This is a genomic window from Candidatus Microthrix subdominans, from assembly GCA_016719385.1.
Classification (GTDB): domain Bacteria; phylum Actinomycetota; class Acidimicrobiia; order Acidimicrobiales; family Microtrichaceae; genus Microthrix; species Microthrix subdominans.
Map to the genome: position 1 here is coordinate 1 of JADJZA010000004.1, position 25,260 is coordinate 25,260.

The 25,260-nt window shown below is 69.7% G+C and carries 22 protein-coding genes, 1 tRNA gene and 1 pseudogene; 12 read left to right on the forward strand and 12 right to left on the reverse strand.

The genetic code is table 11. The features are described from left to right. The 3 genes from IPN02_07355 to IPN02_07365 all read right to left on the reverse strand — a co-directional run. On the reverse strand, positions 1–326 hold a 326-nt coding region (locus IPN02_07355; GenBank protein ID MBK9296649.1), incomplete at its 3' end, for a glycosyltransferase family 2 protein. 85 nt (positions 327–411) lie between these two features. Next, positions 412–1,188, reverse strand: a complete 777-nt coding sequence (locus tag IPN02_07360; protein MBK9296650.1) for an NTP transferase domain-containing protein — start codon at positions 1,186–1,188, stop codon at positions 412–414. Then, positions 1,185–2,165, reverse strand: a complete 981-nt coding sequence (locus IPN02_07365; protein ID MBK9296651.1) for a galactokinase — start codon at positions 2,163–2,165, stop codon at positions 1,185–1,187. Before IPN02_07365 ends, IPN02_07360 begins: the two co-directional genes overlap by 4 nt. A 59-nt stretch (positions 2,166–2,224) precedes the next feature. Here IPN02_07365 and IPN02_07370 point away from each other — a divergent pair, with 59 nt between their 5' ends. Continuing rightward, positions 2,225–3,016 carry a 4-hydroxy-tetrahydrodipicolinate reductase gene (locus tag IPN02_07370; protein MBK9296652.1) on the forward strand — a complete coding sequence of 264 codons (792 nt, stop codon included), beginning with the start codon at positions 2,225–2,227 and terminating at the stop codon, positions 3,014–3,016. Here the strand turns inward: IPN02_07370 and IPN02_07375 are convergent. Both IPN02_07375 and IPN02_07380 read right to left on the reverse strand, forming a co-directional pair. Then, positions 3,002–3,643, reverse strand: a complete 642-nt coding sequence (locus IPN02_07375) for a hypothetical protein (protein ID MBK9296653.1) — start codon at positions 3,641–3,643, stop codon at positions 3,002–3,004. The genes IPN02_07370 and IPN02_07375 overlap by 15 nt on opposite strands. A gap of 75 nt (positions 3,644–3,718) precedes the next feature. Further along, positions 3,719–4,273 (reverse strand): hypothetical protein, encoded by a 555-nt coding sequence (locus IPN02_07380; protein MBK9296654.1) that lies wholly within the window; start codon positions 4,271–4,273, stop codon positions 3,719–3,721. A gap of 216 nt (positions 4,274–4,489) precedes the next feature. Between IPN02_07380 and IPN02_07385 the strand changes: the two genes are divergently transcribed. From IPN02_07385 to era, 4 genes are all read left to right on the forward strand, one after another. Then, entirely contained in the window at positions 4,490–5,482 is a 993-nt protein-coding gene (locus tag IPN02_07385) for a PhoH family protein (protein MBK9296655.1), read from the forward strand. Beyond that, positions 5,466–6,008: an rRNA maturation RNase YbeY gene (gene ybeY, locus IPN02_07390; GenBank protein ID MBK9296656.1), complete on the forward strand. Its 543-nt coding sequence runs from the start codon at positions 5,466–5,468 to the stop codon at positions 6,006–6,008. Before IPN02_07385 ends, ybeY begins: the two co-directional genes overlap by 17 nt. Next, entirely contained in the window at positions 6,005–7,396 is a 1,392-nt protein-coding gene (locus tag IPN02_07395) for an HlyC/CorC family transporter (protein MBK9296657.1), read from the forward strand. Before ybeY ends, IPN02_07395 begins: the two co-directional genes overlap by 4 nt. Before the next feature lie 94 nt (positions 7,397–7,490). Then, the gene (gene era / locus IPN02_07400; protein ID MBK9296658.1) at positions 7,491–8,390 is read left to right on the forward strand and encodes a GTPase Era; all 900 of its coding nucleotides are present in this window, start codon (positions 7,491–7,493) and stop codon (positions 8,388–8,390) included. Positions 8,391–8,408: 18 nt separating this feature from the next. On the opposite strand, the gene IPN02_07405 is transcribed toward era, so the two are convergent. After that, on the reverse strand, positions 8,409–10,487 hold the full coding sequence (locus tag IPN02_07405; protein ID MBK9296659.1) for an ATP-dependent DNA helicase: 2,079 nt from the start codon (positions 10,485–10,487) through the stop codon (positions 8,409–8,411). 61 nt (positions 10,488–10,548) lie between these two features. Between IPN02_07405 and recO the strand changes: the two genes are divergently transcribed. Continuing rightward, positions 10,549–11,262: a DNA repair protein RecO gene (recO, locus tag IPN02_07410; GenBank protein MBK9296660.1), complete on the forward strand. Its 714-nt coding sequence runs from the start codon at positions 10,549–10,551 to the stop codon at positions 11,260–11,262. Between the two features lie 53 nt (positions 11,263–11,315). On the opposite strand, the gene IPN02_07415 is transcribed toward recO, so the two are convergent. Together IPN02_07415 and IPN02_07420 are read right to left on the reverse strand one after the other, a co-directional pair. Beyond that, positions 11,316–12,185 carry a hypothetical protein gene (locus IPN02_07415; protein MBK9296661.1) on the reverse strand — a complete coding sequence of 290 codons (870 nt, stop codon included), beginning with the start codon at positions 12,183–12,185 and terminating at the stop codon, positions 11,316–11,318. A 93-nt stretch (positions 12,186–12,278) separates the two neighbouring features. Next, positions 12,279–12,650 (reverse strand): tRNA-binding protein, encoded by a 372-nt coding sequence (locus tag IPN02_07420; protein ID MBK9296662.1) that lies wholly within the window; start codon positions 12,648–12,650, stop codon positions 12,279–12,281. Positions 12,651–12,801: 151 nt separating this feature from the next. On the opposite strand from IPN02_07420, the gene IPN02_07425 reads away from it, so the two are divergent. The 6 genes and pseudogenes from IPN02_07425 (at position 12,802) to IPN02_07450 (ending at position 20,644) form a co-directional block, all read left to right on the forward strand. Next, positions 12,802–14,130, forward strand: coding sequence for a glycine--tRNA ligase (locus IPN02_07425; protein ID MBK9296663.1), 1,329 nt, complete (start codon positions 12,802–12,804; stop codon positions 14,128–14,130). 21 nt (positions 14,131–14,151) lie between these two features. Next, positions 14,152–15,690: a hypothetical protein gene (locus tag IPN02_07430; GenBank protein ID MBK9296664.1), complete on the forward strand. Its 1,539-nt coding sequence runs from the start codon at positions 14,152–14,154 to the stop codon at positions 15,688–15,690. 4 nt (positions 15,691–15,694) lie between these two features. Continuing rightward, entirely contained in the window at positions 15,695–17,611 is a 1,917-nt protein-coding gene (locus IPN02_07435) for a DNA primase (GenBank protein ID MBK9296665.1), read from the forward strand. Then, positions 17,598–18,878 carry an RNA polymerase sigma factor RpoD gene (gene rpoD / locus IPN02_07440; GenBank protein MBK9296666.1) on the forward strand — a complete coding sequence of 427 codons (1,281 nt, stop codon included), beginning with the start codon at positions 17,598–17,600 and terminating at the stop codon, positions 18,876–18,878. Before IPN02_07435 ends, rpoD begins: the two co-directional genes overlap by 14 nt. A 62-nt stretch (positions 18,879–18,940) precedes the next feature. Next, positions 18,941–19,013: transfer RNA gene (locus tag IPN02_07445), tRNA-Asn, on the forward strand. A gap of 358 nt (positions 19,014–19,371) precedes the next feature. Beyond that, positions 19,372–20,644, forward strand: a pseudogene (locus tag IPN02_07450) (DUF222 domain-containing protein). Between the two features lie 10 nt (positions 20,645–20,654). Here IPN02_07450 and IPN02_07455 read toward each other — a convergent pair. Genes IPN02_07455 through IPN02_07470 form a run of 4 tightly spaced genes read right to left on the reverse strand, consistent with a single transcriptional unit; the run spans position 20,655 to position 25,190 of the window. Continuing rightward, positions 20,655–21,488 carry an ECF transporter S component gene (locus tag IPN02_07455; protein ID MBK9296667.1) on the reverse strand — a complete coding sequence of 278 codons (834 nt, stop codon included), beginning with the start codon at positions 21,486–21,488 and terminating at the stop codon, positions 20,655–20,657. After that, positions 21,485–23,107, reverse strand: coding sequence for an ATP-binding cassette domain-containing protein (locus IPN02_07460; GenBank protein ID MBK9296668.1), 1,623 nt, complete (start codon positions 23,105–23,107; stop codon positions 21,485–21,487). The genes IPN02_07455 and IPN02_07460 overlap by 4 nt, the downstream gene beginning before the upstream one ends. Further along, positions 23,104–24,192 carry an energy-coupling factor transporter transmembrane protein EcfT gene (locus tag IPN02_07465; protein ID MBK9296669.1) on the reverse strand — a complete coding sequence of 363 codons (1,089 nt, stop codon included), beginning with the start codon at positions 24,190–24,192 and terminating at the stop codon, positions 23,104–23,106. Before IPN02_07465 ends, IPN02_07460 begins: the two co-directional genes overlap by 4 nt. Further along, positions 24,189–25,190 (reverse strand): hypothetical protein, encoded by a 1,002-nt coding sequence (locus tag IPN02_07470; protein ID MBK9296670.1) that lies wholly within the window; start codon positions 25,188–25,190, stop codon positions 24,189–24,191. The genes IPN02_07465 and IPN02_07470 overlap by 4 nt, the downstream gene beginning before the upstream one ends. Between the last annotated feature and the right edge of the window lie 70 nt (positions 25,191–25,260).

The window sequence follows — 25,260 nt, forward strand, 5'->3', positions numbered from 1 at the left end:
ATGACGTCGATGGCGTCCAGGTAGGCCCGACCCAGCCCCCGCTTGGGGGTGCGAAGGACCCGGGCCCCGCCGGCCAGGGCGATGTGGGGGGTGTCGTCGGTCGAGCTGTCGACGATCAGGATCTCACCGCGCACGCCCGCGTCGGCCAGGCCCTGGTGGCACCACGCGACGAAGGCCTCCATCGTGATCGCCTCGTCGAGGGCGGGGATCACGATCGACACCTCGGGGTCGGTCACGTCGTCGACGGGGATCCACACCTCCAACGCCGGATCGGTTGGGTGGGCTTGCACCGCGCCGGGTCGGTCCAGCCGGGCATCGGTGCTCATCGTCGGTGCCGGATCATGCTGGGGCGGGGGCTCCATCGTGGGTGGGACGTGCCGTGTATCGGCGCGCCGTGTGGGTGAGATGGTGTCAGCCCGGACGCCCGGGTGCCAGTAGCGCCGCCTCCAAGCGGGCGACCCCTTCGGGCGTGCCCACCTCGTCGTAGGGCCGGGTCGTCTCGTGGGCGGCGACGCGGCCGGCCTTCGACCAGGTCTCCATCATGTGGGCCAGGTCGCCTTGGGCGGGCCCATCGACGTCGAGCAGCGACGACGACAGGACGCTGATCCCGTAGTCGATGTGGGTGGCGCCGGCACTGGCACCCACCTCGCCCCGTGGTTTGCGGTAGCGCACCAGCGGGCCGTCGATCGTGGCGTTGGATGGTTCGGAGCCGTGCCGATTGTCGATCACTGCCATCGTGGCCGGCAGGTAGTCGTCGGCGTGAGCCTCGGCATGGCGCCACAACTCGTTGATGTCGAGGCGCAGCCAGGAGTCGCCGTAGAGCACCAGAAAGCGGGGGGCGAGCAGCCCGCGACGGTGGGCCAGGATCAGGGCGCCGCCGGTTCCGGGCCGGGTAGAGCCGTCGGTTGCGTCGGGATCGCGGCTGTAGGTGACCGACAGGCCGAAGCGCCCGCCGTCGCCCAGCGACGAGATGATCTCGTCGCCCAGATGACCGATGCACTCGACGACGTCGCCGACCCCCTGCGCCGCCAGCCATTCCAGCTGGCGGTGGGCGAAGGGCCGTCCAAGCACGTCGACCAGGTGCTTGGGTTGGCGGCGGCCGAGCTCACCGAGCCGTGTGCCCAGGCCGCCCGACAGGATTGCGCACTGCAACGGCCGGTCATCTCGCTCGTCCAGCGGTTCGCTCACTGGGCGGTCAGCACGGTCGAGCCCAGGTGATCGAAGCGAAAACGCAGCTCGTCGAGACCTTCGGCCTTCATGGCGCGACGCACCTTGGTTGGTTCGGGCGCATAGACGAGGAGGAAGCCCCCGGCCCCGGCGCCAACCACTTTGCCGCCCAGTGCGCCGGCCGAGCGTGCCACCGCGTAGTAACGGTCGATGTCGGGGTTGGACATGCCCGACGTGCGGGCTCGTTTGGCCTCCCAGTGCTCGTGCATCAGCTCCCCGAACGCTGCGGTGTCGCCGGCGATGAGGGCGTTGGCGATCTCGTCGCCGAGCGCCATCGTGTGGTCGAGGTTGGCCAGCATTGCCTCGTCCGCCTCAGTCGAGCGGCGGTCCTGGTCGGCCAGCATCTGCGACGCGGCCCGGGAGTAGCCCGTGAAGAACAACAACAGGTGCTCCTCCAGCTCGCTCAAGGTGTCATCGGACACCTCGAGACGAGCGGCGTCCACTCGGTCGTCGGGATGGAACGCGAACGAGGTGACCCCGCCGTACGCGGCGATGTACTGGTCCTGTTTGCCCACGGGCTCCTTCAGGTGGTCGATCTCGATGGCGCAGGCCTGCTCGGCCAGTTCGTCGGTCAGCACCGGCTGGAGGCGGTGGGCGTACAACGCCCGCAACAGCCCCACCGTGAACGAGCCGGAACTGCCCAGGCCGGTACCGGCGGGAATGTCGGCCATCGACACGATCTCGATGCCCGGCGCCATCTTGTGCAACTCGAGGGCGGTGCGCAGGATGTCGTGGTCGATCTCGGCGGTGGTCGCCACCCGTTCGATCGTCGAGTACTTCAACAGGTAGTCGTCGGTGAAGGTGGTGTTGATCGAGATGTAGACGTAGCGGTTGATCGCCGCCGACACCAGGCGACCGCCGTTGCGGCGGTAGTAGCTGGGCAGGTCGGTTCCGCCCCCGCCGATCGAGATGCGGAGTGGGGTTCGGGTGATGATCATCGGCGTCGATCGTACCGGGCGTGTCACAACCTTCACGATGGCCGCTAGCGTGACCGACCATGACGATACGGGTCGGTGTGTTCGGGGCCGGGGGCAGGATGGGTTCGGCGGTGTGCCAGGCGGTGGCTGCCGACAGCGAACTGGAATTGGTGGCGGCGGTCGACCCGCACCATGCGGGGCTCGACCTGTCGGCGGTGGCCGGCCCGACGGTGGGCGACCTCCAGATCGCCCACGACGCCGATTCGCTGGCGGCCGCCGGCGCCCAGGTGGTCGTCGACTTCACCCATCTCGACGCCGCCCGAGCCAACCTGGCATGGCTGGCCGACGCAGGCATCCACGCCGTGGTGGGCACCACCGGCTTCGACGATGTCGACCTGGCCCGCTTCCGCTCGGAGTTCATCCGCTCGAACTGCGTGATCGCCCCCAACTTCGCCATCGGCGCCATCTTGATGATGCGCCTCGCCGCCGATGCTGCGCCTTACTTCGAGACCGCCGAGGTGATCGAGTACCACCACGACCAGAAGGTCGATGCGCCATCGGGCACGGCAATGCTGACCGCCGAGCGGATCGCCGACGCGTCGGCGCAGTGGGCGGACGACCCGACGACCACGACGGTGGTCGAGGGTGCCCGCGGCGGCGAGGCCCAGCCGGGCGTGCGCATCCACTCGGTGCGCATGCGGGGCATGGTCGCCCATCAGGAGGTCGTGTTGGGGACGACCGGCCAGACCTTGACCATCCGTCACGACAGCTACGACCGCACCAGCTTCATGCCCGGCGTCGTCATGGCCGCCAAGGCGATCGCCGACCGACCCGGCGTCACCGTCGGGCTGGACGTCCTACTCGACCTCTGAGCCCGCCGGGTTCTCTGGGATGTCGGGATCGCTCAGGTCCTCGGCGCTGCCGGCCAGACGACGCAGCTGAATGACGGTGTAGAACGCCAGCACGACCAGGGTGATGCGGGTGAACCAGCTTTGGTAGTCGACGATCGTGTCGACCAGGCGGTCGAGCTGATCGGCGAAGAGGGCGGCGAGCAGCCGGATCAGGGCGATGCGGGCCAGCGTTCCGGCAATGTTGAGCGACCAGAACAGGCGGGGCGGCATGCGGATGACGCCGGCGGCCAGACACACCGGGTTGTTGGGGGCCAGAAAGGTGAGCGCTGCCAGGGTGCGGTGGGCGCCGGGGTTGGCCCCGCTGGTCAGCTCGGTCAGCCAGTCCTTGGCGCCGGGGTACAGGTCGGACCCGAAACGCACGGCGACGTCCCGGTAACGGGCCCCCAGGGCATAGAACAACTGGTCGGGCGCCAACAGGCGCAGCAGCGGCACGGCGAAGAACACCCATTCGGGCACCCGTCCGGCCACTGCGATCAGGATCTTGTTGGTCGAGTTGAAGGCGAGCAACAGCGCCGGACGCGTGTCCACCCAACGGGCGAGGTTGGCGAAGCCGATGTTGTTGGCGGCGATCAGCAGCCCGATCGCCACGAAGACGGCGACGAGGGCCGGCTTGCCAAACGGCTTGACCGGGGGATGGGCCTCTGGTGTGGCGATCAGATCACGCTAGCGCCGGTGGTGCCCGGCGTCGGTCGGGGGTCGGGCGATCTGGGCCACCGAGACGATCTGTTCCGGGTCAACCCAATCGATCGAAGCGCCCGGGGCACCGAAGCCGATCGTCCGATCGCCCAGCGAGACGAGGGGCCCGCGCACGGTGGAGCCATCCCTGAGGACAACGGTCAGGTCCGAACCATCGCGGGCCAGCTCGGCGATCGCACGGGGCAGCGGGGGAGCATCGGGGGAGGTCAGTGGTGCCGCTCGGGGTCCGGTGCGCACCTCGGCCACGGTGAGACGGACCAGGGCATCGACGGCAACGTATGCCAGACGGGTCGGGCCGGCGCCGTTGGTGCTCTCGATCGTCAATAGGGCGTCGTCCGCGGCCAGAGCGATGCCCGCCACCGACGTGTTGCCGATCAGGAAGGCCCGCACCCGCAGCCGCCGTTCGGCGGCGTCGCGGCAGCGATCGGCGATGGTGAGGCCGCGATCGAGGCGGTACGCCTCGACCCGTCGGGCGCGTCGCTCCTCGAGCGCCGCTTGCACCGGGTCACCCGAGGTCTCCACCAGCTCATCGTTTCCACCGCGAACGCAGGTGTCAACCCTTCGGGCCCGGCCGAGACAGCCCCGATCGCGGCCGGTTTGTGCCCCGAGCGGACCTATGCTGGGGGCGAGTCGATCGGCACTGCGCTCAGGCGTCGGGCACCGACGAGTACGCCAGCGATCAGAACCGGGTCTATGACCAAGCCTTCCCCGTCATCTCAGCCTTCCGAACCAGCGCTCATGCCGACTGCCAGCGCTGTCGTTCGCATCCCGGCCAACCACCTGATGGGCACGCTGCTTGGCCCGGCCGACGAATACCTCGACGTGATCGAGCACGCCTTCGCCGGCACCGCCGTGCACGTCAGGGGCAACGAGATCACCGCTGACGGGCCCGAGGCGGCCAACGTCGCCCGGCTTTTTGAGGAGCTGCTGGTGGTCGCCGAGGCCGGCCAGCGCATCGACGCCGGCGTCGTGCGCCGTACCACCGACATGGTGCGCGCCGACGAGGCACCCGCCGACGTTCTGACCTCGACCGTGCTGCGGCGCAGCGTCGGCGGCAACGTTCGCCCCAAGACCGCGGGCCAGAAGCGCTACACCGACGCCATCGCCAACAACCTGGTCACCTTTGGGATCGGCCCGGCGGGTACCGGCAAGTCCTGGCTGGCTGTCGCCACCGCAGTGCAGGCGTTGCAGGCCAAGATGGTCGACCGCATCGTCTTGACCCGCCCGGCGGTCGAGGCGGGGGAGCGGTTGGGGTTTCTTCCCGGCGACCTGATGGCCAAGGTCGATCCGTACCTGCGCCCGCTCTACGACGCTCTTCACGACATGGTGGGGGCCGAGGGCGCAGCCAGGTTGCTCGAGCGCGGCACCGTTGAGGTGGCGCCGCTGGCCTTCATGCGGGGTCGCACCCTCAACTCGAGCTTCATCATCCTCGACGAGGCGCAGAACACCACGCCCGAGCAGATGAAGATGTTCCTGACCCGCATCGGTTTCGGTTCCAAGGCGGTGATCACCGGCGACCGAACCCAAAAGGACGTCGGCACCGGTCGCTCCGGCCTGGACGGCCTGGCCGAGGTGCTCGAGGGCATCGACGGGGTGGCCTTCGTAGAGCTCACCCGACGGGATGTGGTGCGGCACCGCATCGTGGCCGAGATCGTCGATGCCTACGAACGCTTCGACGCCCGCACCGCCGCCGGGGCGCAGGCGCAGGGGCCTCGTGGCCAACCCAGCTGAGGACCGGACCAGCATCGACCCGGCGACGTCGATCTCCGTCGAATTCGATGACGCGCGGGACCGCGCCGACCCGCTTCCCGTCGACCCAGCGCGCCTCATGGAACTGCTGAGAGCGACGCTCGAGGCCGAGGGGGTGAGCGGCCCGGCCCAGGTGGGCCTGAGCCTGGTCGACCCGGCTGAGATCGCCCAGCTCAACGCCGAGCACCTCGACGGTGAGGGCCCGACCGACGTGCTCAGCTTTCCCCTCGAGCCGTTTGCCGACCCCGACTGGCCGGCCGGGCCCGGCGAGCCTGCCCGTCTGATCGGCGACGTCGTGGTGTGCCCGGCGGTGGCCGAGGCTCAAGCGGCTGGTCATGCGGGCAGCCCGGCCGACGAGCTGGCGCTGCTCGTCGTGCACGCCGGACTCCACCTGGCCGGCCACGACCACGCCGAGCCCGCCGAAGCGGCTGCGATGGTGACCCGTGAGCGGGAGATCCTCAAGCGCTGCTGGGGGCCGCTGGCCGGCGACCCGTGGGCGACGCCGTGATCGCCGCTGAGCTCGGCACCACCGAATGGATCCTGGCCTCGGTCGTCGTGGCGCTGGTCGTGACGATCGCCGTCCTCGCCTGGGCCGAAACGGTGATCGGCCGCACCACCCGCGCCCGCGCCGCTGCGATGGTCGACCGTCAGGGCCGGCGCGCCGAGCGGGTGCTGCGCCTGGCCACCAACCCGAAACGCTTCGTCAACGTGATGCTGTTGCTCACCTTGATGTTGCAGCTGATCGAGGCGACCCTGGTCGGCGTGCTGGGGACCCGGCTGTTCGGCCCGCTCGGGTTAGTCGTCGCCACGGCGCTCAACGTCGTCGTCGTCTTTGTCCTCGCCGAGGCCGCCCCGAAGACCTGGGCGCTCGATCATCCCGACTCGGCGATCCAGGCAGCGCCGCTCGTCGAATTTCTGGCGGGCATCCCACCGCTGCGCTGGCTGTCGTCAGCGCTGATCCGGCTGACCAACGTCCTCCTGCCCGGCAAGGGACGCCGAGCCGGGCCGTATTTCTCCGACGAGGAGATCGTGCACTTTGCCACCGACCTGGTCGAGGCGGATGCCATCGATGAGGAGGAGCGCGACCTGATCGAATCGGTCCTGGGGTTCGGCGACACCCTGGTGCGCGAGGTGATGGTGCCCCGTCCCGAGATGATCACGGTCGCGGGGGACATGGATCTGGACGAGGCGATCGACGTGGCCTTGCGGCGGGGGGTCACCCGCATGCCGGTTCACGAGGGGGACGCCGACGACATCGCCACCGTGGTGAACATCAAGGATGCGCTGCGACGCGTGCGCGGTGGCGAAGGCGGGACCAAGGTGGCGTCGGTGGCCGCCCCGGCGCTGTTGGTGCCCGAGACGATCGCGGTCAACCGTGTGCTCCCGCAGATGCGCAATGCCCGCACCCACATGGCGATCGTGTTCGACGAGCACGGCGGCACCGCCGGGCTGGTGACGATGGAGGACCTGCTCGAGGAGCTGGTCGGCGAGATCGAAGACGAGAGCGACCGGGCCGAGCCGCTGGCGCTTCCCAGGGGTGACGAATCGATGCTGCTGCGAGGATCGCTCAGCATCGACGACGCCAACGAGTACCTCGAGGAGCACCTGTCGCTTCGACGGGTCGAACCTCTCCCCGAGGGCGACTGGGACTCGGTCGGCGGCCTGATCGTCGAGCAACTCGGGCGCCCCGCCGACGTCGGCGACGAGGTGGAGGCCGATGCCTATCGGCTCACCGTGCGCGAGATGCGTGGGCGGAGGATCATGTGGGTGCTGGTCGAGTCCGTACCCGATGCAGCTCACCCGCCCCCCCCGACCGATCCAGCCACCCCGGACGATGACTCAGCCGGGATCGATGACGGCGACCGAAGCGACGAACGGAACGACGAACATGGCTGACATCCCGATCGATGATGACGATGCAGAGCCCGCCGACCCTTGGCAGCTGCTCGACGACCTCGACAGCGCCGACGAGCTCGCCGAGGCCGAGGAGATGCCGAGCGGACAACCGGCCACCGGACAACCCGCAGCCGGACAACACAGCGGCTTCGTGGCGCTTGCCGGCAGGCCCAACGTGGGCAAGTCGTCGCTGACCAACGCCATCGTCGGGGAGAAGGTGACGATCGTGTCGCCCCGGCCCCAGACCACCCGCCACGAGATCCGGGGCGTGCTCACCCGCTCGGACGCGCAGCTGGTGCTCGTCGATACGCCGGGCGTGCACAAGCCCAAGACCGAGATGGGCAGGCGCCTCAACCGCACCGCTTTCGAGGCTCGCGAGGACACCGACGCCACCGTCCTGGTCGTCGATGCCTCCAAGGGGGTCGGTGGCCCGGGCGATGCCCGCTTGATGGCCTCCATGCCCGACGACGTCGTCGTGGCGATCAACAAGATCGACCGGCTGCCACCCGAGCGGATCCTCGCCGCTATCAAGGACGCCGATGCCCTGGCCAAGCGCTTCGAGAAGGGGTCGCCTGAGTTCTTCCCGGTGTCGGCGCGCACCGGCCAGGGCGTACCGGAACTGGTCGAGCATCTCGTCGGCCGCCTGCCCGAAGGCCCGCTGTGGTACCCCGAGGACCAGGTGCGCGACTCCTCGGAGGCCTTCTGGGTGGCCGAGCTGGTGCGCGAGCAGCTGCTGGCCACCGCCCGGGAGGAGTTGCCCCACTCGATCGCCACCCGCTGCGTCGAGCTGAACTGGCCCTACATCGAGGTGGAGATCCTCGTCGAGCGCATCTCCCAGAAGGGCATGGTGATCGGCCAGGGCGGCGAGAACCTGAAGCGGGCCGGCATCGGCGCCCGCAAGCTGCTGCCCAAGGGCACCCACCTGGAGCTGAAGGTGAAGGTCAACCGCGACTGGCAGCGCAAGGACGCCGAGCTGGACAAGCTGGGCTACTGAGCAGCCGCAGCACTGGGCCTAGCCGGCGACCGACCCGTCACGGATCTCGCGGAGGTAGTTGATGACCTCGGTGCGGTCCTTGGTGCGGCGCATCGGTGGCAGCGCCGAGATCAGGTCCCAGCGGTAGCTCCTGGCGGTGGCCAGGCGCTTGTCGAACACGACGACCGCACCGCGGTCCTTCGACGAGCGGATCAGCCGCCCGGTGCCCTGCGCCAACAGGGTGGCCGCCCGGGGTACATCGATCGTTTTGAACGCTGCGGCGCCGGCACGTTCGCGACGGGCATCGAGCAGCGGATCGTCGGGCCGAGCGAAGGGCAGCCGGTCGATCGTCACCAACGACAGCGTGGGCCCGGGCACGTCGATGCCCTGCCAGTATCCCATCGTGGCAAACAGGCATGTCGGTTCGTCCTCGGTGAAGCGGCGCACCAGCACCGCCTTGGAGTGCTGACCCTGGCGCAGCACCGGAAAAGGCAGGTCGGGCGCCAACTCCTCGTGGGCGGCGATCATGGCCCGGTGGCTGGTGAACAGCGCCAGGGTGCGGCCCCCGGCAGCCCGGATCAGCCGGTCGAGCTCGTTGCGCATCGCCTCGGGATAGCCCGGTTCGCGCACGTCGGGCAGCGACGTTGCGCAGTACAGCAGCGCCTGGTGTTCGTAGTCGAACGGGCTGCCGACGTCGAGCACCTCGGTGGCCTCGTCGGGCATGCCGAGCACCTTTCCCATGGTGGCGGGGATCGTCGCCGATGTGAGGATCACCGTGCTGGGTCCCGGTGGTGGGCCCTCGCCGCTCCGCTCGTCGCCGAACCCACCGCCGAAGGCCCCTTCATCGGCGTCATGCCGGTCAGCTTCGTCGTCGGGATCCCAGCTGGTCGCCCCGGCGCCGCCGCCGTTCTCCGGGTTCCACAGCAGCCGGTCGAGGGTGTCGGCCACCGCCAACGGTGCCAGGCGCATGCGGGGCGGGCCCGGATCGTCGTTGACGAAGCGCACCAGATCGGCCGCCGGCTCGACCATCTTGGTCAGGTCGTCGGCCAGCGCCGTGGCGGCGGTCATCGCACGGGCCTTGCGCGTGGCCACGTCGGGGCTGGAGTTGTCGGGAACCTTGCGGACCGCGTCCATCGCCGAGCTCAGGTGGGCCTGGGCCAGGCTCAGCGTGAGCATCAGCGCATCGTCGAGGCTGTCCAACCGCTCGCCGCGATGGTCCTCCAGGTCGTCGCTCAGGCCGCTGCCTACCGAATCGATCTGGGCGATCAGCGCCGGGTCGGTCACGATGGCGGCGATCGCCCGGGCGGTGGCTGCGAACCGGCCGGCGGTCACCTCGATGCCGCACACCGACGAGATCACCTCCTCGGTGGTGTGGGCCTCGTCGAGGATCGCCACGTCGTGGGGCGGCAGCACCATGCGGTCGGCGGCCAGGTTGAGCCCCCACAGGTGGGTGTTGACCACGACGACGTCGGCAGCGGCCGCCCGGGCGCGCGCCGCCTCGGCAAAGCAGTCCTCGCCCCGAGGGCATTTCGATGCCCCAGGGCATTCGCGCGGGCCGACCGACACCGCGCCCCAGGCGGCCACCGATGGGTCGCGTTCCAGCTCGGCCTTGTCGCCCACGTGGCTGGTCTCGGCCCACTCGACCAGGCGGGCCAGCTCGCCGCGCTGGTCGTCACCCCCGGCGTCGTCCAGCTCGAGCGATCCCTGGTCGAGGTCCACCGCCACCTCATCCACCCGCTGAAGGCATGCGTAGTTGGAGCGGCCCTTCAGCACGGCGAAGTCGACCCTGCGGTCGAGCGCGGCGGCCAGGAACGGCAGGTCCACCTCGAAGAGCTGATCCTGGAGCGCCTTGGTGGCGGTGGCGACCACCGTGCGCTTGCCCGACAATACGGCCGGCACCAGGTAGGCGAGCGACTTGCCGGTGCCGGTGCCCGCCTGCACGACCAGGTGGCGTTCGTCGGCAATCGCCTCGGCCACCGCCCTGGCCATCTGCACCTGCCCGGGCCGCTCCTCACCACCGCCGGCCAGGGCCCCGGTGACCGCCGCCAGGGCCCCGACGACGGGGTCTGGTTGCGCCGCGGTGCCATCGGCGGGCGTGGAGGTCGGAGCGTCGGTCACGGAGGGCCAAACTACCTGGCCACTACCCCCACTCCGCAGTGCCCGCCGGTAGGTTGCTCGAATGCCCCTGATCCGAGACTCGGCCGTGGTGCTGCGGACCCACAAGCTGGGCGAGGCTGACCGCATCATCGTGCTGATGACCGAGGGCCGGGGCAAGGTGCGGGCGGTGGCCAAAGGGGTGCGACGCACCGCATCGAAGTTCGGCAGCCGCCTCGAGCCGGGCGGTCACGTAGCGGTTCAGCTGCATGAGGGGCGCAGCGAGTTGTTGATCGTCACCCAGGCGGTCCGGATCGACACGTTCAGCGAGAGCCGAGCCGACCTGGACCGGATGGCGGCGGTGGCGGCCACGCTCGAAGCGGTGGAGCACCTCTCCAACGAGGGTGGGCGCGATACCCGCCTGTACCGGATGTGCGTGGGTGTGCTGCGCACGATCGAGGAGCGTCCCGGGCCGCTGGTCGTCCCGGCGTTCTACCTTCGCCTGTTGCAGGCCGATGGTGTCGGCCTGGAGCTGGAGCGCTGCGTCAGCTGCGGCGAACGGGCCGAGTTGGTGGCGGTCGATCCGGCCGTCGGCGGGGCGCAGTGTCGAAGCTGTGCCACCGGCATGGCGCTGGGTGTCGACGCACTCGGCGTGCTACGCGCCGTGTCGGAGGGCCGGGTCAACGACGTGTTGGGGTCGGCCCCGGTGGCCGCCGGAGAGGTGGCCCGGGTGGCGCAGGTGTCGATGGAAGCACACCTGGAACGCCGACTGCGGGTGCCCGGCGCTACCGGTTGGTAGCTCGGACACCCGCAGTTCGGGGAGTATTCAGTTGTCCCCCGGAGGGGAACTGCTCAGGGAGCGATCGGCTCGCCGCGCAGCTGCTTGTAGATGTGCACGTTGGTCATCCAGCCGATCGGCCAGGTGAAGAACACACCGATGCAGCAGAGGATCAGGCCGACCTGACCGATCAGGCCGGAGAGGAACAGCCCGAGCAGTGCGGGGCCCGGGTTGGCCTGCACCATCTCGAAACCCTTCTTGATCGCGTCGATCGGTTCCAGCTTCTGGTCCAGCTGCACCGTGTAGGCGAAGCCGGTCACCACGGCGATGATGATGCCGGGGATGTAGCAGAAGAAGGTGCCGATGCCGACCGCCAGGCCGAGGATGGCCGACAGCGCCAGGTAGGGGCCGATGTCGGTCATGTCGGTCATGTGTTCCAGCGACGGCTTCTCACCTCGGGAGACGGCCAACCCGGCCCTGATCAACCCGCGTGCTGCGAGCCCGAACAAGGCAAAGCCGACGATCGTCGTGATCGCGTTGACAAGCAGTGACAGGAAGAAGCTGTTGCTGTTCGACGTGACGACGCCGGCCCCGACATTGATGCCGCCCGACACGAGGGCCAACACGATCAGCGGGATGAATGCCAGCAGCAGCCAGGTGCCGATGTCCTCCTGAAACTTCTTGAACGCCCACGAGGGCGCCGCCATCACGTCGACCGCACCGCCGCCACCCTGCATGCCGCCGGGCGGGGGAGCGAAGCCACCGCCACCGGGGGGCGGTCCGTAGCCACCGCCGGGAGGCGGTCCTGGGGGTGGTCCCTGTGGGGGCATTCCGGGCGGCGGTCCCTGCGGGGGCATACCCGGAGGCGGTCCCTGTGGGGGCTGGCCGGGGCCGCCCTGGCCGGGTGGCGGTGGTGCGCCGGGTGGTGGTGGGATGTTGCTCATGTTGCTCCTCCTCGAAGGTCCTCACACACTATCGGTGCGAGGTCGCATCCTGATGGACGCTGGTTGATTCCAAGAGGCATCGACGTGGCGACCCTAGGCAACCGGCCGACCCGGCGCTGAAATCGGGTCCGGGGCGAGCAACGCCACCGTGCCCTCGTTCGCGATGGCGCCGAGCACGAGGAACTCGCTGCGAAATCCGGCGATGCGTCGGACGCCCAGGTTGATCACGCCGACGACCTGGCGCCCGAGCAGCTCGGCGGGCGCATAGTTGGTCACCTGGGCCGAGGTCGCCAGCTCGCCGATGGTGGGTCCGAAATCCACCCGCAGCTTCCACGCCGGTGCGCGCGCTTCGGGGAACGCCTCGACGTCGACGATCACCCCCACCCGAATATCGAGCGAGGCGAATGTCTCGACGGACACCGGTTCCTTGAGCGGGGAGGCGGGCGTCTGTGGTGAGGGACCCATGGCGCCAGTCTGCCCCGCCGCGACCTGTCGGGGCAGATGGACGCGCTGGGTGAAACCCCCCTTCTGTCCTGGGTGGCGGCCGCTTGTATCCTCGACGGCTATGTCCGATACCCCCTCTCCTGATATTGCGTCCTCGAACGACGCCACGCCCTTGAACGACGCCACGCCCTCCAACGACCCTGGGCGCTTCGACCAGATCGTCAACCTCACCAAGCGACGCGGCTTCGTCTACCCCTCGGCGGAGATCTATGGCGGCTTTCGCTCCACCTGGGACTACGGGCCGGTGGGGGTGTTGTTGCTGCGCAACGTCAAGGACGCCTGGTGGAGGGCGATGGTGCAACAGCGCGACGACGTGGTCGGCCTCGACGCTTCCATCCTCACCCCGCCGGCGGTGTGGGAGGCCTCGGGGCACCTGACCAACTTCACCGACCCACTGGTGGACTGCAAGAAGTGTGGTCAGCGCTGGCGTCTCGACAAGCTGGAGGACCCCGACAAGTGCCCGGGATGCAAGGCGACCGGCAGCTTCACCGAGCCCCGCAACTTCAACCTGATGTTCTCCACCCACGCCGGGCCGGTGGCCGACGAGGGTGCGCTGGCGTACCTGCGCCCCGAGACCGCTCAAGGCATGTTCACCAACTTCAAGAACATCATCAACACCACGCGGGTGAGGCCGCCCTTCGGCGTGGCCCAGGTGGGCAAGAGCTTTCGCAACGAGATCACCCCGGGCAACTTCGTGTTCCGCACCCGCGAGTTCGAGCAGATGGAGATGGAGTACTTCGTTCCGCCCGAGGACGCTGAGAAGTACTACGAGTACTGGAAGGCCGAGCGCGAGCGCTGGTACCTGGAGCTGGGCATGCCCCGCGGGTCGCTGCGCCTGCGCGAGCACGAGGCCGATGAGCTGTCCCACTACAGCTCGGCCACGGCGGATGTCGAGTACCTGTTCCCCTGGGGCTGGGACGAGCTGGAGGGCATCGCCAACCGGGGCGACTTCGACCTCAAAGCCCACACCGAGCGCTCGGGCGAGCGCCTCGACTGGTTCGACCAGGCCGAGGGCGTGCGTTACGTACCCCATGTGATCGAGCCCGCCGCCGGCGCCACCCGCACGGCGTTCGCGTTCCTGCTGGCCGCCTACGACGTCGAGGAGGTGCGCGGGGAGGAACGCGTTGTGCTGCGCCTGCACCCGAGGCTGGCGCCCTACAAGGTGGCGGTGCTGCCCCTGTCGAAGAAGTCGCCCCTTCAGGAGACCGCTCGGGCCCTGGCCGCCGAGCTGCGCGACGAGTGGAGCTGCGAATACGACGAAAACCAGGCGATCGGTCGCCGGTACCGTCGCCAGGATGAGCTGGGCACGCCCTACTGCGTCACCGTCGACTTCGAGACCTCCGAGGACGGGGCGGTCACCATCCGCGACCGCGACTCGATGGAGCAGGTTCGCATCCCCCTCGAGGGAGTCGCCGACTGGCTGCGCCCACGGCTCAAGTGATGCGATGACCGGCCTGGCGTCGTGACGGGTCCCAGCGCAACCGAGCGGGTGCTGGCGGTGGCTGCGTTCGACCCCGATGTCCTCCAGGGTCTCGTCGCCCGTGACCTGATCACGGCCCAGGCAACGGGTGAGTCGCTCGCCGTCGGCGTGCCCGCTTCGCCCGGCCGGGGCGCGGGCGCCGCCTACTTCGAACTCGATGCCGCGCTGGCGGGCCTCGATCGGGGCGAGGCGGTGGTGTTCGTCGTGCCGAGCACGTCCCCGGCCGACGAACCGGTGATCCGTCACGCCGCTGCGGTGGTGACCGCCGGCGGGGGCACGGCCAGCCATGCGGCCATCGTCGCCCGTGGCTGGGGCGTGCCCGCCGTGTGCGGCGTCGATCGGCTCAGCTTCGAGGCCGGGTCGGCCCGCTTCGGTGCCGCAACCGTGAGGTCGGGCGACGCGCTCGTCGTCGATGGGTCGACCGGTGTCATCCTGCGTGCCCCCGAAGGCGATGTGGCAGTTGGCCGAGTGGCAGCCGGTGAGATGGTGGGCGGGGCCGTCCAGACACCCGCCCGGACGCCGGCACCGACGACGCCCCAGCTTCCCGGCGAGATGACCGAGCTGCTCACGTGGGCCGATGAGATCATCGCCGGCCGCGTGGCGGTGTTCGCCAACGCCGAATCGCCCGCCGACGTGGCAGTTGCGATGCGGCTGGGCGCCACGGGCGTGGGTCTGTGCCGCAGCGAGCACTGGTTTCTGGGCGAGCACCGCCCGCTGCTCGCCCAGCTGTTGCCCGGGGGCTCTGATTCGGAGCACCCGGCGCTGCTCGACCGGTTCGAGCAGGTCAACCGCTTGGCCACCGAGGCGCTGCTCGACGCGCTCGATGGAGCGCCCGCCACCGTGCGGCTGCTCGATGCGTCGCCCGCCGAGTTCGGGATTGCCGGTGGGGTGAGGGGCGAGCGGGGTGTGCGGGCGGCCCGCCTGCGCAGTGATCTGTACCGAGCCCAGCTGCGCCCCCTGACCGGCATCGCTGCCGACCGTGCGGCTCGGGGTGAACCGGCCGGGTTGCGGGTGCTCGTGCCGATGGTGGGCGGGCCGGACGACCTCGAGTTCGTGTCGGGCCTGCTCGACGAGCTGCGACCCGCAGCTGGGGGGGTGGCCCTGCCGGTCGGGGCGATGATCGAGGTCCCCAGGGCGGCGCTGACCGCCGCTCAGATCGCCCGGCGCTCGGCGTTCCTGACGATCGGCACCAACGATCTCACGGCGCTCGCTTGGGGAGTCGACCGAGACGCCCCCCCAGTACCCGGGGAGATCGACCCCTTCGCCTCCCTCGACGTCGATGGGGTCGGCCGCCTGATCGGCCTGGCGATCGCCGACGCCCGGGCGGTAGTGCCCGATCTCGACGTGAGCGCCTGTGGCGAGGTCGCCGGCGATCCCAGCTCGATCGGCCCGTTGATCGAGCTGGGTGTCACCACACTGTCGGTGTCGCCGCATCGGGTTGCCGGTGCTCGGCTGGCCGCCGCCCAAGCGCTGCTCCGCCTCGACACAAGCGGCAGCGCCCCGCCGCTTGGGGCAGGCTGAGGCGATGGGCATCGTCGACGAGGACATCGCGCGGGTTCGCCAGGCGACTGACCTCGTCGCGCTCGTCTCGGAGCACACTCAACTGCGCAAGGTGGGCAGCCGCTGGAGCGGCCTGTGCCCGTTCCATTCCGAGAAGTCACCGTCGTTCTCGGTCAATCAGGCCGAGGGCCTGTACTACTGCTTCGGCTGTCGTGTGTCCGGCGACGCCATCACGTTCCTGCGCGAGCTGGAGGGGCTGGACTTTGTCGAAGCGGTCGAGCGCCTCGCGGCCAAGGCGGGCATTGCGCTCAACTACACCGACCGCGCCGAGTCGGCTACCCGCCAGAAGCGCAAGGGCCTGTTGGCCAAGTTGGAGGAGGCGGTCGACTTCTACCATGAGCGGCTGAAGACCTCGCCCGATGCCTCGGCGGCTCGCTCCTACCTGCGCAGCAGGGGCTTCGACGCCGAGGAGGTGGCCCGCTACCGCATCGGTTGGGCCCCGGACAGCTGGGACGTCCTGTGCCGGTCGCTGCGTCTCGACAGCGAAACCGCCACCGCTACGGGCCTGGGCTTCACCAACAAGGCGGGACGTCTGCAGGACTTCTTCCGGGCGCGGGTGCTGTTCCCCATCTTCGACGCGGAGGGCCATGCGGTCGGCTTCGGCGGGCGCATCATGCCGGGGGAGGAGGGCGCCAAGTACAAGAACTCCCGGGACAGCGATCTGTACCACAAGAGCCGCCTGCTCTACGGGCTCAACTGGGCCCGCCAGGCGGCGGTGCGCAACGGCAGGGTGGTGATCTGCGAGGGCTACACCGATGTGATCGGGTTTCACCGTGCCGGGGTTCCGGAGGCGGTGGCGACGTGCGGTACCAGCCTCACCGAGGACCACCTGAAGCTGTTGTCGCGCTATGTCGACAAGGTGGTGCTGGCCTTCGACGCCGACTCTGCCGGACAGGCCGCCGCCGAGCGGATCTACGCCTGGGAAAAGGCCTTCAACCTGGCGGTCGAGGTGGTGCGTCTGCCGGAGGGATCCGATCCCGACGAGCTCAGCCGGTCCGATCCCGACGCCCTGGCCGCAGCGGTGGAGAGCGCCGAGCCGATGCTGCGCTTCCGCTTGGAGCGCGTGCTGGGGGCCGCGATCGCCGACACCCCCGAGGCCCGGGCCCGTCGGGCGACGACGGCGCTCGGCGTGGTGGCCGAACACCCCGACCCGATGGTGCGCGACCCCTACCTACTCGAAGTGGCCGACCGCTCCCGGCTCGACCCGTCCTTGCTGCGCAACCAGCTGGAGGATCTCAGAACTCTGGTGGTGACGGGTGACGCGGTCTCGACGTCCACCGCCACGACCACGACCCCGGCCAAGCCGGTCCGGCCAGGGGACGGCGATCCTGGGCCGCGAGGTCCGGAGGCCGACGCCTTCGGCGACGAGCCGGCCATCCGCACGCCACCGCGTCCGGTCGGCAAGGTGCACACCACCGAGATGGCCGTGCTGATCCACCTGGCGTCACAACCCGATGGCGAGTTGGCGGCGCTGCCGGCCGAACTGTTTACCCATCCGCTCGCCCGGTCGGTGCGCTCCGCCCTCGTGTCGGCGGGGTCGGTCGCCCAGGCGGTGGCGGAGGCCGATCCCGAGTCGTGGGAGGCCCGCCTGCTCTCGCGGCTGGCGGTCAGTGAGCCCGACGGCACGCCGGAGGAGGCCGCCCACAGCCTGGTGGCCAGGGCGGGTGCGCGGGCGATGGAGGAGCTCGAAGCCGAGCTGCGCCAGGCAGATCGCGACGAGGCGGGCACGTCGATCACCTCCGAGCTGTTGAACCTGCACGCCTGGGTCGCCCGCCGGGTGGATCAGCTCCGGGAACCCGAAACGGCGGAAGTTTCAGCCAGAGCCTTGGTAGCGTATCTACGCGGGGACGAGGGGGAGGACCAATCGGGTGTCGATCATTGAACAAGTAGAGGCAACGGAATGGCGAGGCGTGATCGACGAGGGCAGGCGGCGAGGCAGCCTGACGCTGGACGAGGTGTTGTCGGTTCTCGGGGTCGAACTCACCATCGATGTGCTCACCGAGGTCGAGGCGGCGCTGCAGCCGGAGGGCATCCGACTCGACGTTGAGGTTCATCCCGACCACACGTCCGACCACACGCCCGATCACCGGGACCGATCCGTCGAACCCGCTGAGGAGGTCACGGTGGGTGGGCGCAGCAGCGGGGTGATCGAGCGGCCCCATCGCCCAAGTCGCGCCAAGCAGCGTACGAGGTCGAAGTCATCGTCGGGCGAGTCGGGGGGTTCGGGCGACTCGGTCCGGCTCTACCTGAGCGAGATCGGCCAGGTGTCCCTGATCGACGGCGCCGAAGAAGTCTCGTTGGCCAAGCGCATCGAGGCTGGGCTCGAAGCCGATCAGCGACTCGCCGAAGTGGCGACCGAGGGGAGCCAGGATGCTCTTGGTCGGGAGCAACGCGTGGCGCTGGAGCGCACCCGTCGAGACGGCGAGCAGGCCAAGTCCGCCCTCACCCAGGCCAACCTGCGCCTGGTCGTGTCGATCGCCAAACGCTACGCCGGGCGGGGTATGGCGCTGCTCGACCTGGTGCAGGAGGGCAACCTGGGCCTCATGCGGGCGGTCGAGAAGTTCGACTACACCAAAGGGTTCAAGTTTTCCACCTATGCGACGTGGTGGATTCGTCAGGCGATCACACGGGCCATCGCCGACCAGGCACGCACGATCCGCATTCCGGTGCACATGGTCGAGTCGATCAACAAGATCCACCGCTATCAGCGCCAGCTCATTCAGGAACTCGAGCGTGAGCCGACCGTCGAGGAGCTGGCCGACAAGGTCGACCTCACCCCGACCCGGGTGCGCGAGATCCTGCGCATGAGCCAGGATCCGTTGTCGCTCGATTCGCCGGTGGGCGATGAGGCCGATACCTCGCTGGCCGACTTCATCCCCGACGCCGGTGCAGACGCCCCTGCGGATCTGGCCGCCAAGCAGATGCTGGGCGAGGCGCTCGTCGAGGCCCTCGGCGACCTCGACGAGCGGGAGCGGGCGGTGGTCCGGCTTCGCTTTGGGCTGGAGGACGGCACGATCCACACGCTGGAGGACGTGGGCCGGACCTTCGGCGTCACTCGGGAGCGCATCCGCCAGATCGAATCGAAGACGCTGGCCAAGTTGCGTAACCCCAACCGCTCCGATCGCCTTCGCGACTACCTGGAGAACTGACCGATCGGCGGCCAACCGGTTGGTCCCGGTGTGCACCCGCGCTGATAGAGTGACACGTCCATTCCGGGGTAGCTCAGCTGGCAGAGCGTCTGACTGTTAATCAGAATGTCGTGAGTTCGAGCCTCACCCCCGGAGCAAGATCGAAGGCCCTCGCTCCCGGCGGGGGCCTTCGGTCGTTGTAGGCGGGTTGGCAGTGTGAGCGGGCACGGCAGCGAGCCGGCGATCGCCGAAAGAATCTGAAAAATTCTTGAGCATCTGCTCGGACGTCGGCTTCGTTGTCACAGCTGGGCCTCAGGATGGACCCATGGCTTCGATCACGGGTTTCGAGTCGGCCGGGAGCGGTCCGGAGGGAGTGGGTCGAGGGCGCCCCGGTTGCGGGGATGCAGCGTTGGCGGCTCTGCGCCAGCGGCTGGCCAGGGAAGCGGTGGCACCTCCGTCGTCGTCCGAACCGAGGGCCGATTCGGGGGTGGCCGATGCTGCTGCGGCCCGAGCGTTGGCGGATGCGGAGGCTGCGATTGATGAGTTGTTTGCTGCTGGGGTTGATCCTGCCGATGCTCGTGATGCGGTGGTGTGGATTGAGGAACTCGAGCGGTTGGGGCGTCGGCTGGACGCGGCTCGTGCTGCGCTGGTGGGGTCGATTCAGCGGCAGGTGTTGCACACCGCCGACGGTCATGGGTCGGCGAAGATCATGGTCCGCCATGTCGCCCGTTTGACCGAGGCCGAGGCGTTGGCCCGGGCGAAGACGGCCCGGCTGGCCGCCGATGTTCCGGAGGTGACTGCGGGCGTGGCAGGCCGGTGAGGTGTCGACGTGTGCGGTGCGGTCGTTGGGGCGGGTGGATGCGAACCCTCGGGTCGCTGCAGCGTTACGTCAGCGTGACGACGAGTTTTTGGCTGATGCCCAAACGATGGGTGCGAAGGCGTTTGGGCACAAGGTGCACCGGTGGGCACGGCTGATCGACGAGGACGGCCCGCAACCGCCGAACGAACGCAACCACGAGAAGCGCGACGTCCGTTTGGTGCAGAACCCGTTTGATCTGTCGTGGGATCTGACCGGGTTCTTCGCGTCCGCCCAAGGCGCCGAGCTGAGAGAGATCCTCGACCGCTACGTCGACGCCGAGTTCAAGGCCGATTGGGAGGCCGCCGTCGCCCGTTTGGGTGACGACGTGTTGGCCCGCGGTGGGATCTCCAAGGAGGACCTGGACCGGACCGATGCCCAACGCCGCGCCGACGCCCTGGTGAAAATCTTCCGGGACGCCGCCGGTTCGCTCGCCGGAACCATTGCGCCGGGATGGGTGCACAACATCCACTGGTCAGCTCAGGCCTACGAGGAAATGCTCGCCGCCATGGACGCCGACCGGCAGCCGAGGTTCGACCCGGAGACGTTCATGTGCCGCACCGGCGACGGCCACGATGTCGACCCGACCGAAGCCGCAGCGAACAGCCTGCTCCACAAGGTCCGGCGGGTGATCGTCGACGCGGCAGGAGTCGTCATCGACCTCGGCCGGGCGCGACGGTTCACCGGATCGGCCCGCACCGCCGCCACCGCCACATATACCCATTGTGTCTGGCCCGGCTGTCACGCACCCGCCAGCCGTTGTGAGATCGACCACCTCCACGAACACGGACGGGGCGGCGAAACCACCCAAGCAAACTCGGCGCCGCTGTGCGGCAAACACAACCGCTGGAAACAGAAGGGCTTCACGATCCAGCGCACCCCGGCCGGCACGTGGCACACCACCCGCCCCGACGGCTCGCAGTTGGAGTAGGGCGTACCGTTCAGCGGTGCACGAAGTGGGCCCGCTTGGCGGCCCGGCGCAGCGCCAGCAACACCGGGGGTCCAAGCACCAACGTCATCACCACGGTGCCGACGGCGCGCGTCAGGTCCCATCCGAGCGAGGTGGCCAGATAGAACGCCCAATAACGTCGGAGGGTCTCGGCCAGTCCGGCGCCGGGTTGATAGCTGATGCGCTCGGCTCCGGCGGCGGCAAATGGCCACGACCACAGGTTGAGCAGCGCCCCGTACAGCAGACCGGTGACCGCGCCGTAGGCGGCGGCCACCCACAGCTCGGCTCTGGTACCCCTGCCGGGCAGCCACCCGGCACCGGCGCCGATCCAGGCCATGCCGAACATCTGAAACGGCAGCCATGGGCCGATGCCACCGGTGATGATCGCCGAGGCGAACATGGTGGTGGCCCCCAGCACGAACCCGAACCCCGAGCCGAGCACCGAACCGGCCAAGACGATCAGGAAGAACATCGGGCTGAACCCGGATACTCCACCGCCGGCCATGCGCAGGGCGGCGCCGGCAGCGGTGAGCACGCCGAGCAGCCCGACGGCGCGGGCATCGAACCCGCCCTCACCCAACTCGATGGCGGTGACCAACACCAACAGGGGCAACAGCAGCGCCATGACGACCACTGCGTCCTGGGCGTGTGCCGTCCCGGCTGCCGCCTGAGGGTCGCCGACCAGAAACGGCCACACGTAGGCGACCACACCGACCAGGGAGGTGAGGGCGAGCACGGCCACCGAGCGAGGGCGCAGGTTGACCGCCCGTTGCGGCCCCACCGACAGCACCGGTCGCTGGCGTTGACGTGCGTCGACGACGGTCATCGCACGGCCTCTATCCCGGCGAGCACATCGTCGACGGTGAGGTACGGAAGCGGATGCAGGATGCGGGCCACCTGGGGGGACAGCGTGGGGGAGTGGGTGACCACCTCGACGGCCGGGCCGTCGGCCACGATGTCGCCGTCGGCCAGCACGATTGCCCGGTGCGCCACCTCGGCCACCAGCTCGACGTCGTGGGTGGCCAACAGCACGGCGGTGCCCCGCTCGCTCAGTTCGTCCAGCCAGGCGGCGAGCGCGTCCTTGGCGCGGTAGTCCAGCCCGGTCGTGGGCTCGTCGAGCAGCAGCACCATCGGCTCGTGGGCCAGCACCAGTGCCAGCGCCAGACCCAGGCGTTGCCCGGCGGACAGGTCACGGGGGTGGGCAGCCGGGTCGATGCCGGGCAGCAGGCGCCCGAGCGCCGCTGCGGTGGCACCGTGCGGGGTGCCGGTCTCCCGGTCGGCGCTGCTCAACTCCTCGGCGACGGTGGTGGCCGACAACAACAAGGTGGGGTCGGATGGCACCACGCCGACCCGGCGCAGAAACTCGGTGCCGCGCAGCGACCTGGGGTCCTGCCCGTCGATGCGCACTCGGCCCTCGTCGGGGGCCCGGCCACCGCCCAACGTCGAGATCAGCGTGGACTTACCGGCGCCGTTGCGTCCCATCAGGGCGACGATCTCGCCGGGGTGCAGCTCCAGGTCGATGCCACCGAGCGCCACATGGTCGCCATAACGGACCCACAGGTCTTCGACGGTCACCACCGGCGCTGCGCCGGGTGTCGGCGGTCGGGCCCGGTCGGGGCGTGACGGCGGTTCGTCGGGCAACTTGGCGCGCAGCTCGGCGGCGGCGCGACGGGCGTCGCGCACCGAGCGGGGCAGCGGATCCCAGCCCAGGCGGCGACCCAGCTCGATCACCGGCGGCGCCACCGGGGCGGCGGCCAGTTGGGCGTCCGGTGGCCCGTGGGTGACCGCGCCCGACCCGTCGACGACGATGATCGAGTCGGCGTACTGCACGACCCGTTCCAGCCGGTGCTCCGAGCACACGATCGTCAGCCCCAGGTCGCCGACCAGTCGGGTGAGGGCGGCCAGAACGTCCTCGGCCGCCTGGGGATCGAGCGCCGAGGTGGGCTCGTCCAGCACGAGCACCCGAGGCTGGGCGGTCAGCACGGCGCCGATGGCCACCCGCTGGCGTTGGCCCGAGGACAGGGTGGCGATCGGCCGATTGCGCAGGTCGGCCAACCCGAGCAGATCGAGGGTGTCCTCCACCCGGCGACGCATCACGTCGGGGGCCAGGCCGAGCTGCTCCATCGTCCATGCCAGCTCGTCTTCGACCACGTCGGTGACGAAGCTGTCGTCCACCCGTTGGGGAAGGTAGCCGACGACCGAGGCCAGGTCGCGTGGCGCGGCGGTGGACGTGGCCACGCCGTCGACGGTGACCGTCCCGGCCAGCACGCCCCCGGAGAAGCGGGGGACCAGCCCCGGAATCGCTCCCAGCAGCGTGCTCTTGCCCGAACCGGTCGGCCCGATCACCAACGCAAGGTCGCCCTCCGGAACGGTCAGATCGACGCGGTCGAGCACGACCGGGGCCTCGTCGTCGTAGGCGAAGGAAACGTCGTCGAAGCGGATCACGGCGTAACCGCCGGTTCGAGCTTTGCTGCGCCGCCGGAGAAGACGGCGCAGCCGTAGGCGATCGCCAGCGCCACCATGGTGACGATGGGCAGTTGCGGCATCTCGGGCGGGTTGGTCGACGGCAGCAGGGCCACGCCGTCCAGGCGGGACTGGGCGATGCCACCCAGCAGCACCGCAATGCCGCCGGCGACCAGGATCCAGTCGGACCGGGTCCAGGGCATCTGCCGGTACCGGGTGCGGGTGCTGCGGGTCGAGGCGCCCCGCAGGGCCAGGGTGACGAACAGTGCGCCCAGCGCCATCGCCCCGACCCCGATCAGGCGCGATCCGCCCGGGTTCAACAGGACGAAGGCGCCGAGCGAGGCGACGACGACTGCAGCGATCAGCAGCGCCGCTGCGGTGCGCCGGGTGCCCGGGTCCTCGCCGGGTCGCCGCCCGCCGTACCCGCGTGCATCCATCGAGGCGGCCAGCGTCAGCGAATGGTCGAACGAGCCTTCGAGCACAGCGGTGATCGAACCCTTCAGGCCTCGCAGGCCCCGGTGGGGCCGCCCGCGCAGGCGCCGCGTCTCGGCCAGGCGCCTGACGTGTTCTGCGGCGGCCGGGGTGACCGTGAGGGCCACCGTGGTGATCACGCCCAGTTCGGCGACGCCGTCGGGCAGCGCCCGAACCGTGCGGTGTGGGCTGACCAGCGAAGGGGGCACGGTGAAGGCGGCCAGCAGGGCGATCAACCGCATCGACTCGACGATGCCGGTCAGCATGGCACCGGTGGTGACCGGTCCGCCGACGGTGACGCCGGCCATCCAGGTGGGCAGGTCGAGTGTCGGCAGCGTAAGCAGCACCGTGCCCGGGGTACGGGGCGCGAATGCCGCCACCAGCCCCAGGCGGAGCACGCCGATGACGACGGCGAAGCTCAACACATAGCGTTGGGTGCGGGACCAGGGCGAGCCTGGATCGGAGCGGGCGACGACCACCTGCGTCGAGACGGCGATCACCAGCGCCAAGACGATCACGTTGGTCGTGCGCAGCGCTGCGCTGGCGACGAGCAGGCTCCAGATCCACCAGGCGCCCGGGTGACCGGCGTCGTTCATGGCAGGCGGCGGCGTCGCATCCAGCGGGCCGACACGCCCGAGGCCCCGATCGCACCGACCCCGATGCCCAGGCCCCACCAACCCGCCGACGACGAGCGCTTGGACCCGGGAACGGTCAGATCGCCGGCCTGGGCCACGTTGGTCACCCTCCCCGGCGGGTCGTCGCCGTCGCCTTCGGCCAGTGTGGTTGGGCCGCCTTGCGGCTTGTCGGAGGCGGGCGCAGTCGTCCGAGGTGGCTTGGTGGTCGAGCTCGGGTTCACGCCGGCGATCGTTTCGCTCGGCGTCGGGTCACTCGAGGTGGGTTTCGACGCGCCGTTCGATGACCCATCGGATGACTCGTTGGCGGGCGGCGCCGTCAACGGTGGGGCGGTCGGTTGGGTCGGCGGGACTCGTGTGGCAGTGGGGGCTGCGGGGGTCGGCTGCCTGGCCGTCGTCTTGGGCGACGCAGGCTGCTGAGGTGAGGCGGTCACCTTGGCTTTGGCGGCCGGTGGGGTCGGTGGATTGGCGGCCGGTGGGGTCGGTGGATTGTTGGGCGCTGGGGGCGGGTTGTTGGGCGCTGGGGGCGGGTTGTTGGGTGCCACGGGTGGGTTGTTGGGTGCCACGGGTGGGGCCACCGGAGGGGCTGGCGGCGGGCAGATGCCGTTGCGGTCCGGAGCGTAACGGGGCGGATTCCCACTCGACTCGAGGCTGCCCTCCTGCTGGAAGCGCCAGCCTTCCATCGCTCCGTCGGTCATGCGCCTCGAAGCCGGACCAATCCTGGCGAACACCCAGCGCCCCGACCGGCCGTCCCAGTAGGACCAGTAGGCGTAGGTGCTACCGGTCTTTTCGCCGCAGCCGGTCCTGGGGTAGCCATCGATCGAGCACAGCAGGCCGGACGCGTTGTACGTCGGTTGGGGGACGTTGAGGATCTGGGCCCGCAACGCTAAAAATTGTGCACCGTTCATGTTGCCATCGATCTCGATGCACCGGGCGTCGATCGACGAGCCGTGGTCGATCACGACGGCAACCCGTGGCTTGCCGTTGGATCGACTCGGGGAACACAAGGCCGCAGGTGCGGCCCCCGCTGGG

Bases quoted from the DNA above. Each gene is read 5' to 3' on its own strand.
- IPN02_07365 (MBK9296651.1), bottom strand. From the start codon at position 2,165: ATGATCATCACCCGAACCCCACTCCGCATCTCGATCGGCGGGGGCGGA.
- IPN02_07370 (MBK9296652.1), top strand. From the start codon at position 2,225: ATGACGATACGGGTCGGTGTGTTCGGGGCCGGGGGCAGGATGGGTTCG.
- IPN02_07385 (MBK9296655.1), top strand. From the start codon at position 4,490: ATGCCGACTGCCAGCGCTGTCGTTCGCATCCCGGCCAACCACCTGATG.
- era (MBK9296658.1), top strand. From the start codon at position 7,491: ATGCCGAGCGGACAACCGGCCACCGGACAACCCGCAGCCGGACAACAC.
- recO (MBK9296660.1), top strand. From the start codon at position 10,549: ATGCCCCTGATCCGAGACTCGGCCGTGGTGCTGCGGACCCACAAGCTG.
- IPN02_07415 (MBK9296661.1), bottom strand. From the start codon at position 12,185: ATGAGCAACATCCCACCACCACCCGGCGCACCACCGCCACCCGGCCAG.
- IPN02_07420 (MBK9296662.1), bottom strand. From the start codon at position 12,650: ATGGGTCCCTCACCACAGACGCCCGCCTCCCCGCTCAAGGAACCGGTG.
- IPN02_07435 (MBK9296665.1), top strand. From the start codon at position 15,695: ATGGGCATCGTCGACGAGGACATCGCGCGGGTTCGCCAGGCGACTGAC.
- IPN02_07455 (MBK9296667.1), bottom strand. From the start codon at position 21,488: ATGACCGTCGTCGACGCACGTCAACGCCAGCGACCGGTGCTGTCGGTG.
- IPN02_07465 (MBK9296669.1), bottom strand. From the start codon at position 24,192: ATGAACGACGCCGGTCACCCGGGCGCCTGGTGGATCTGGAGCCTGCTC.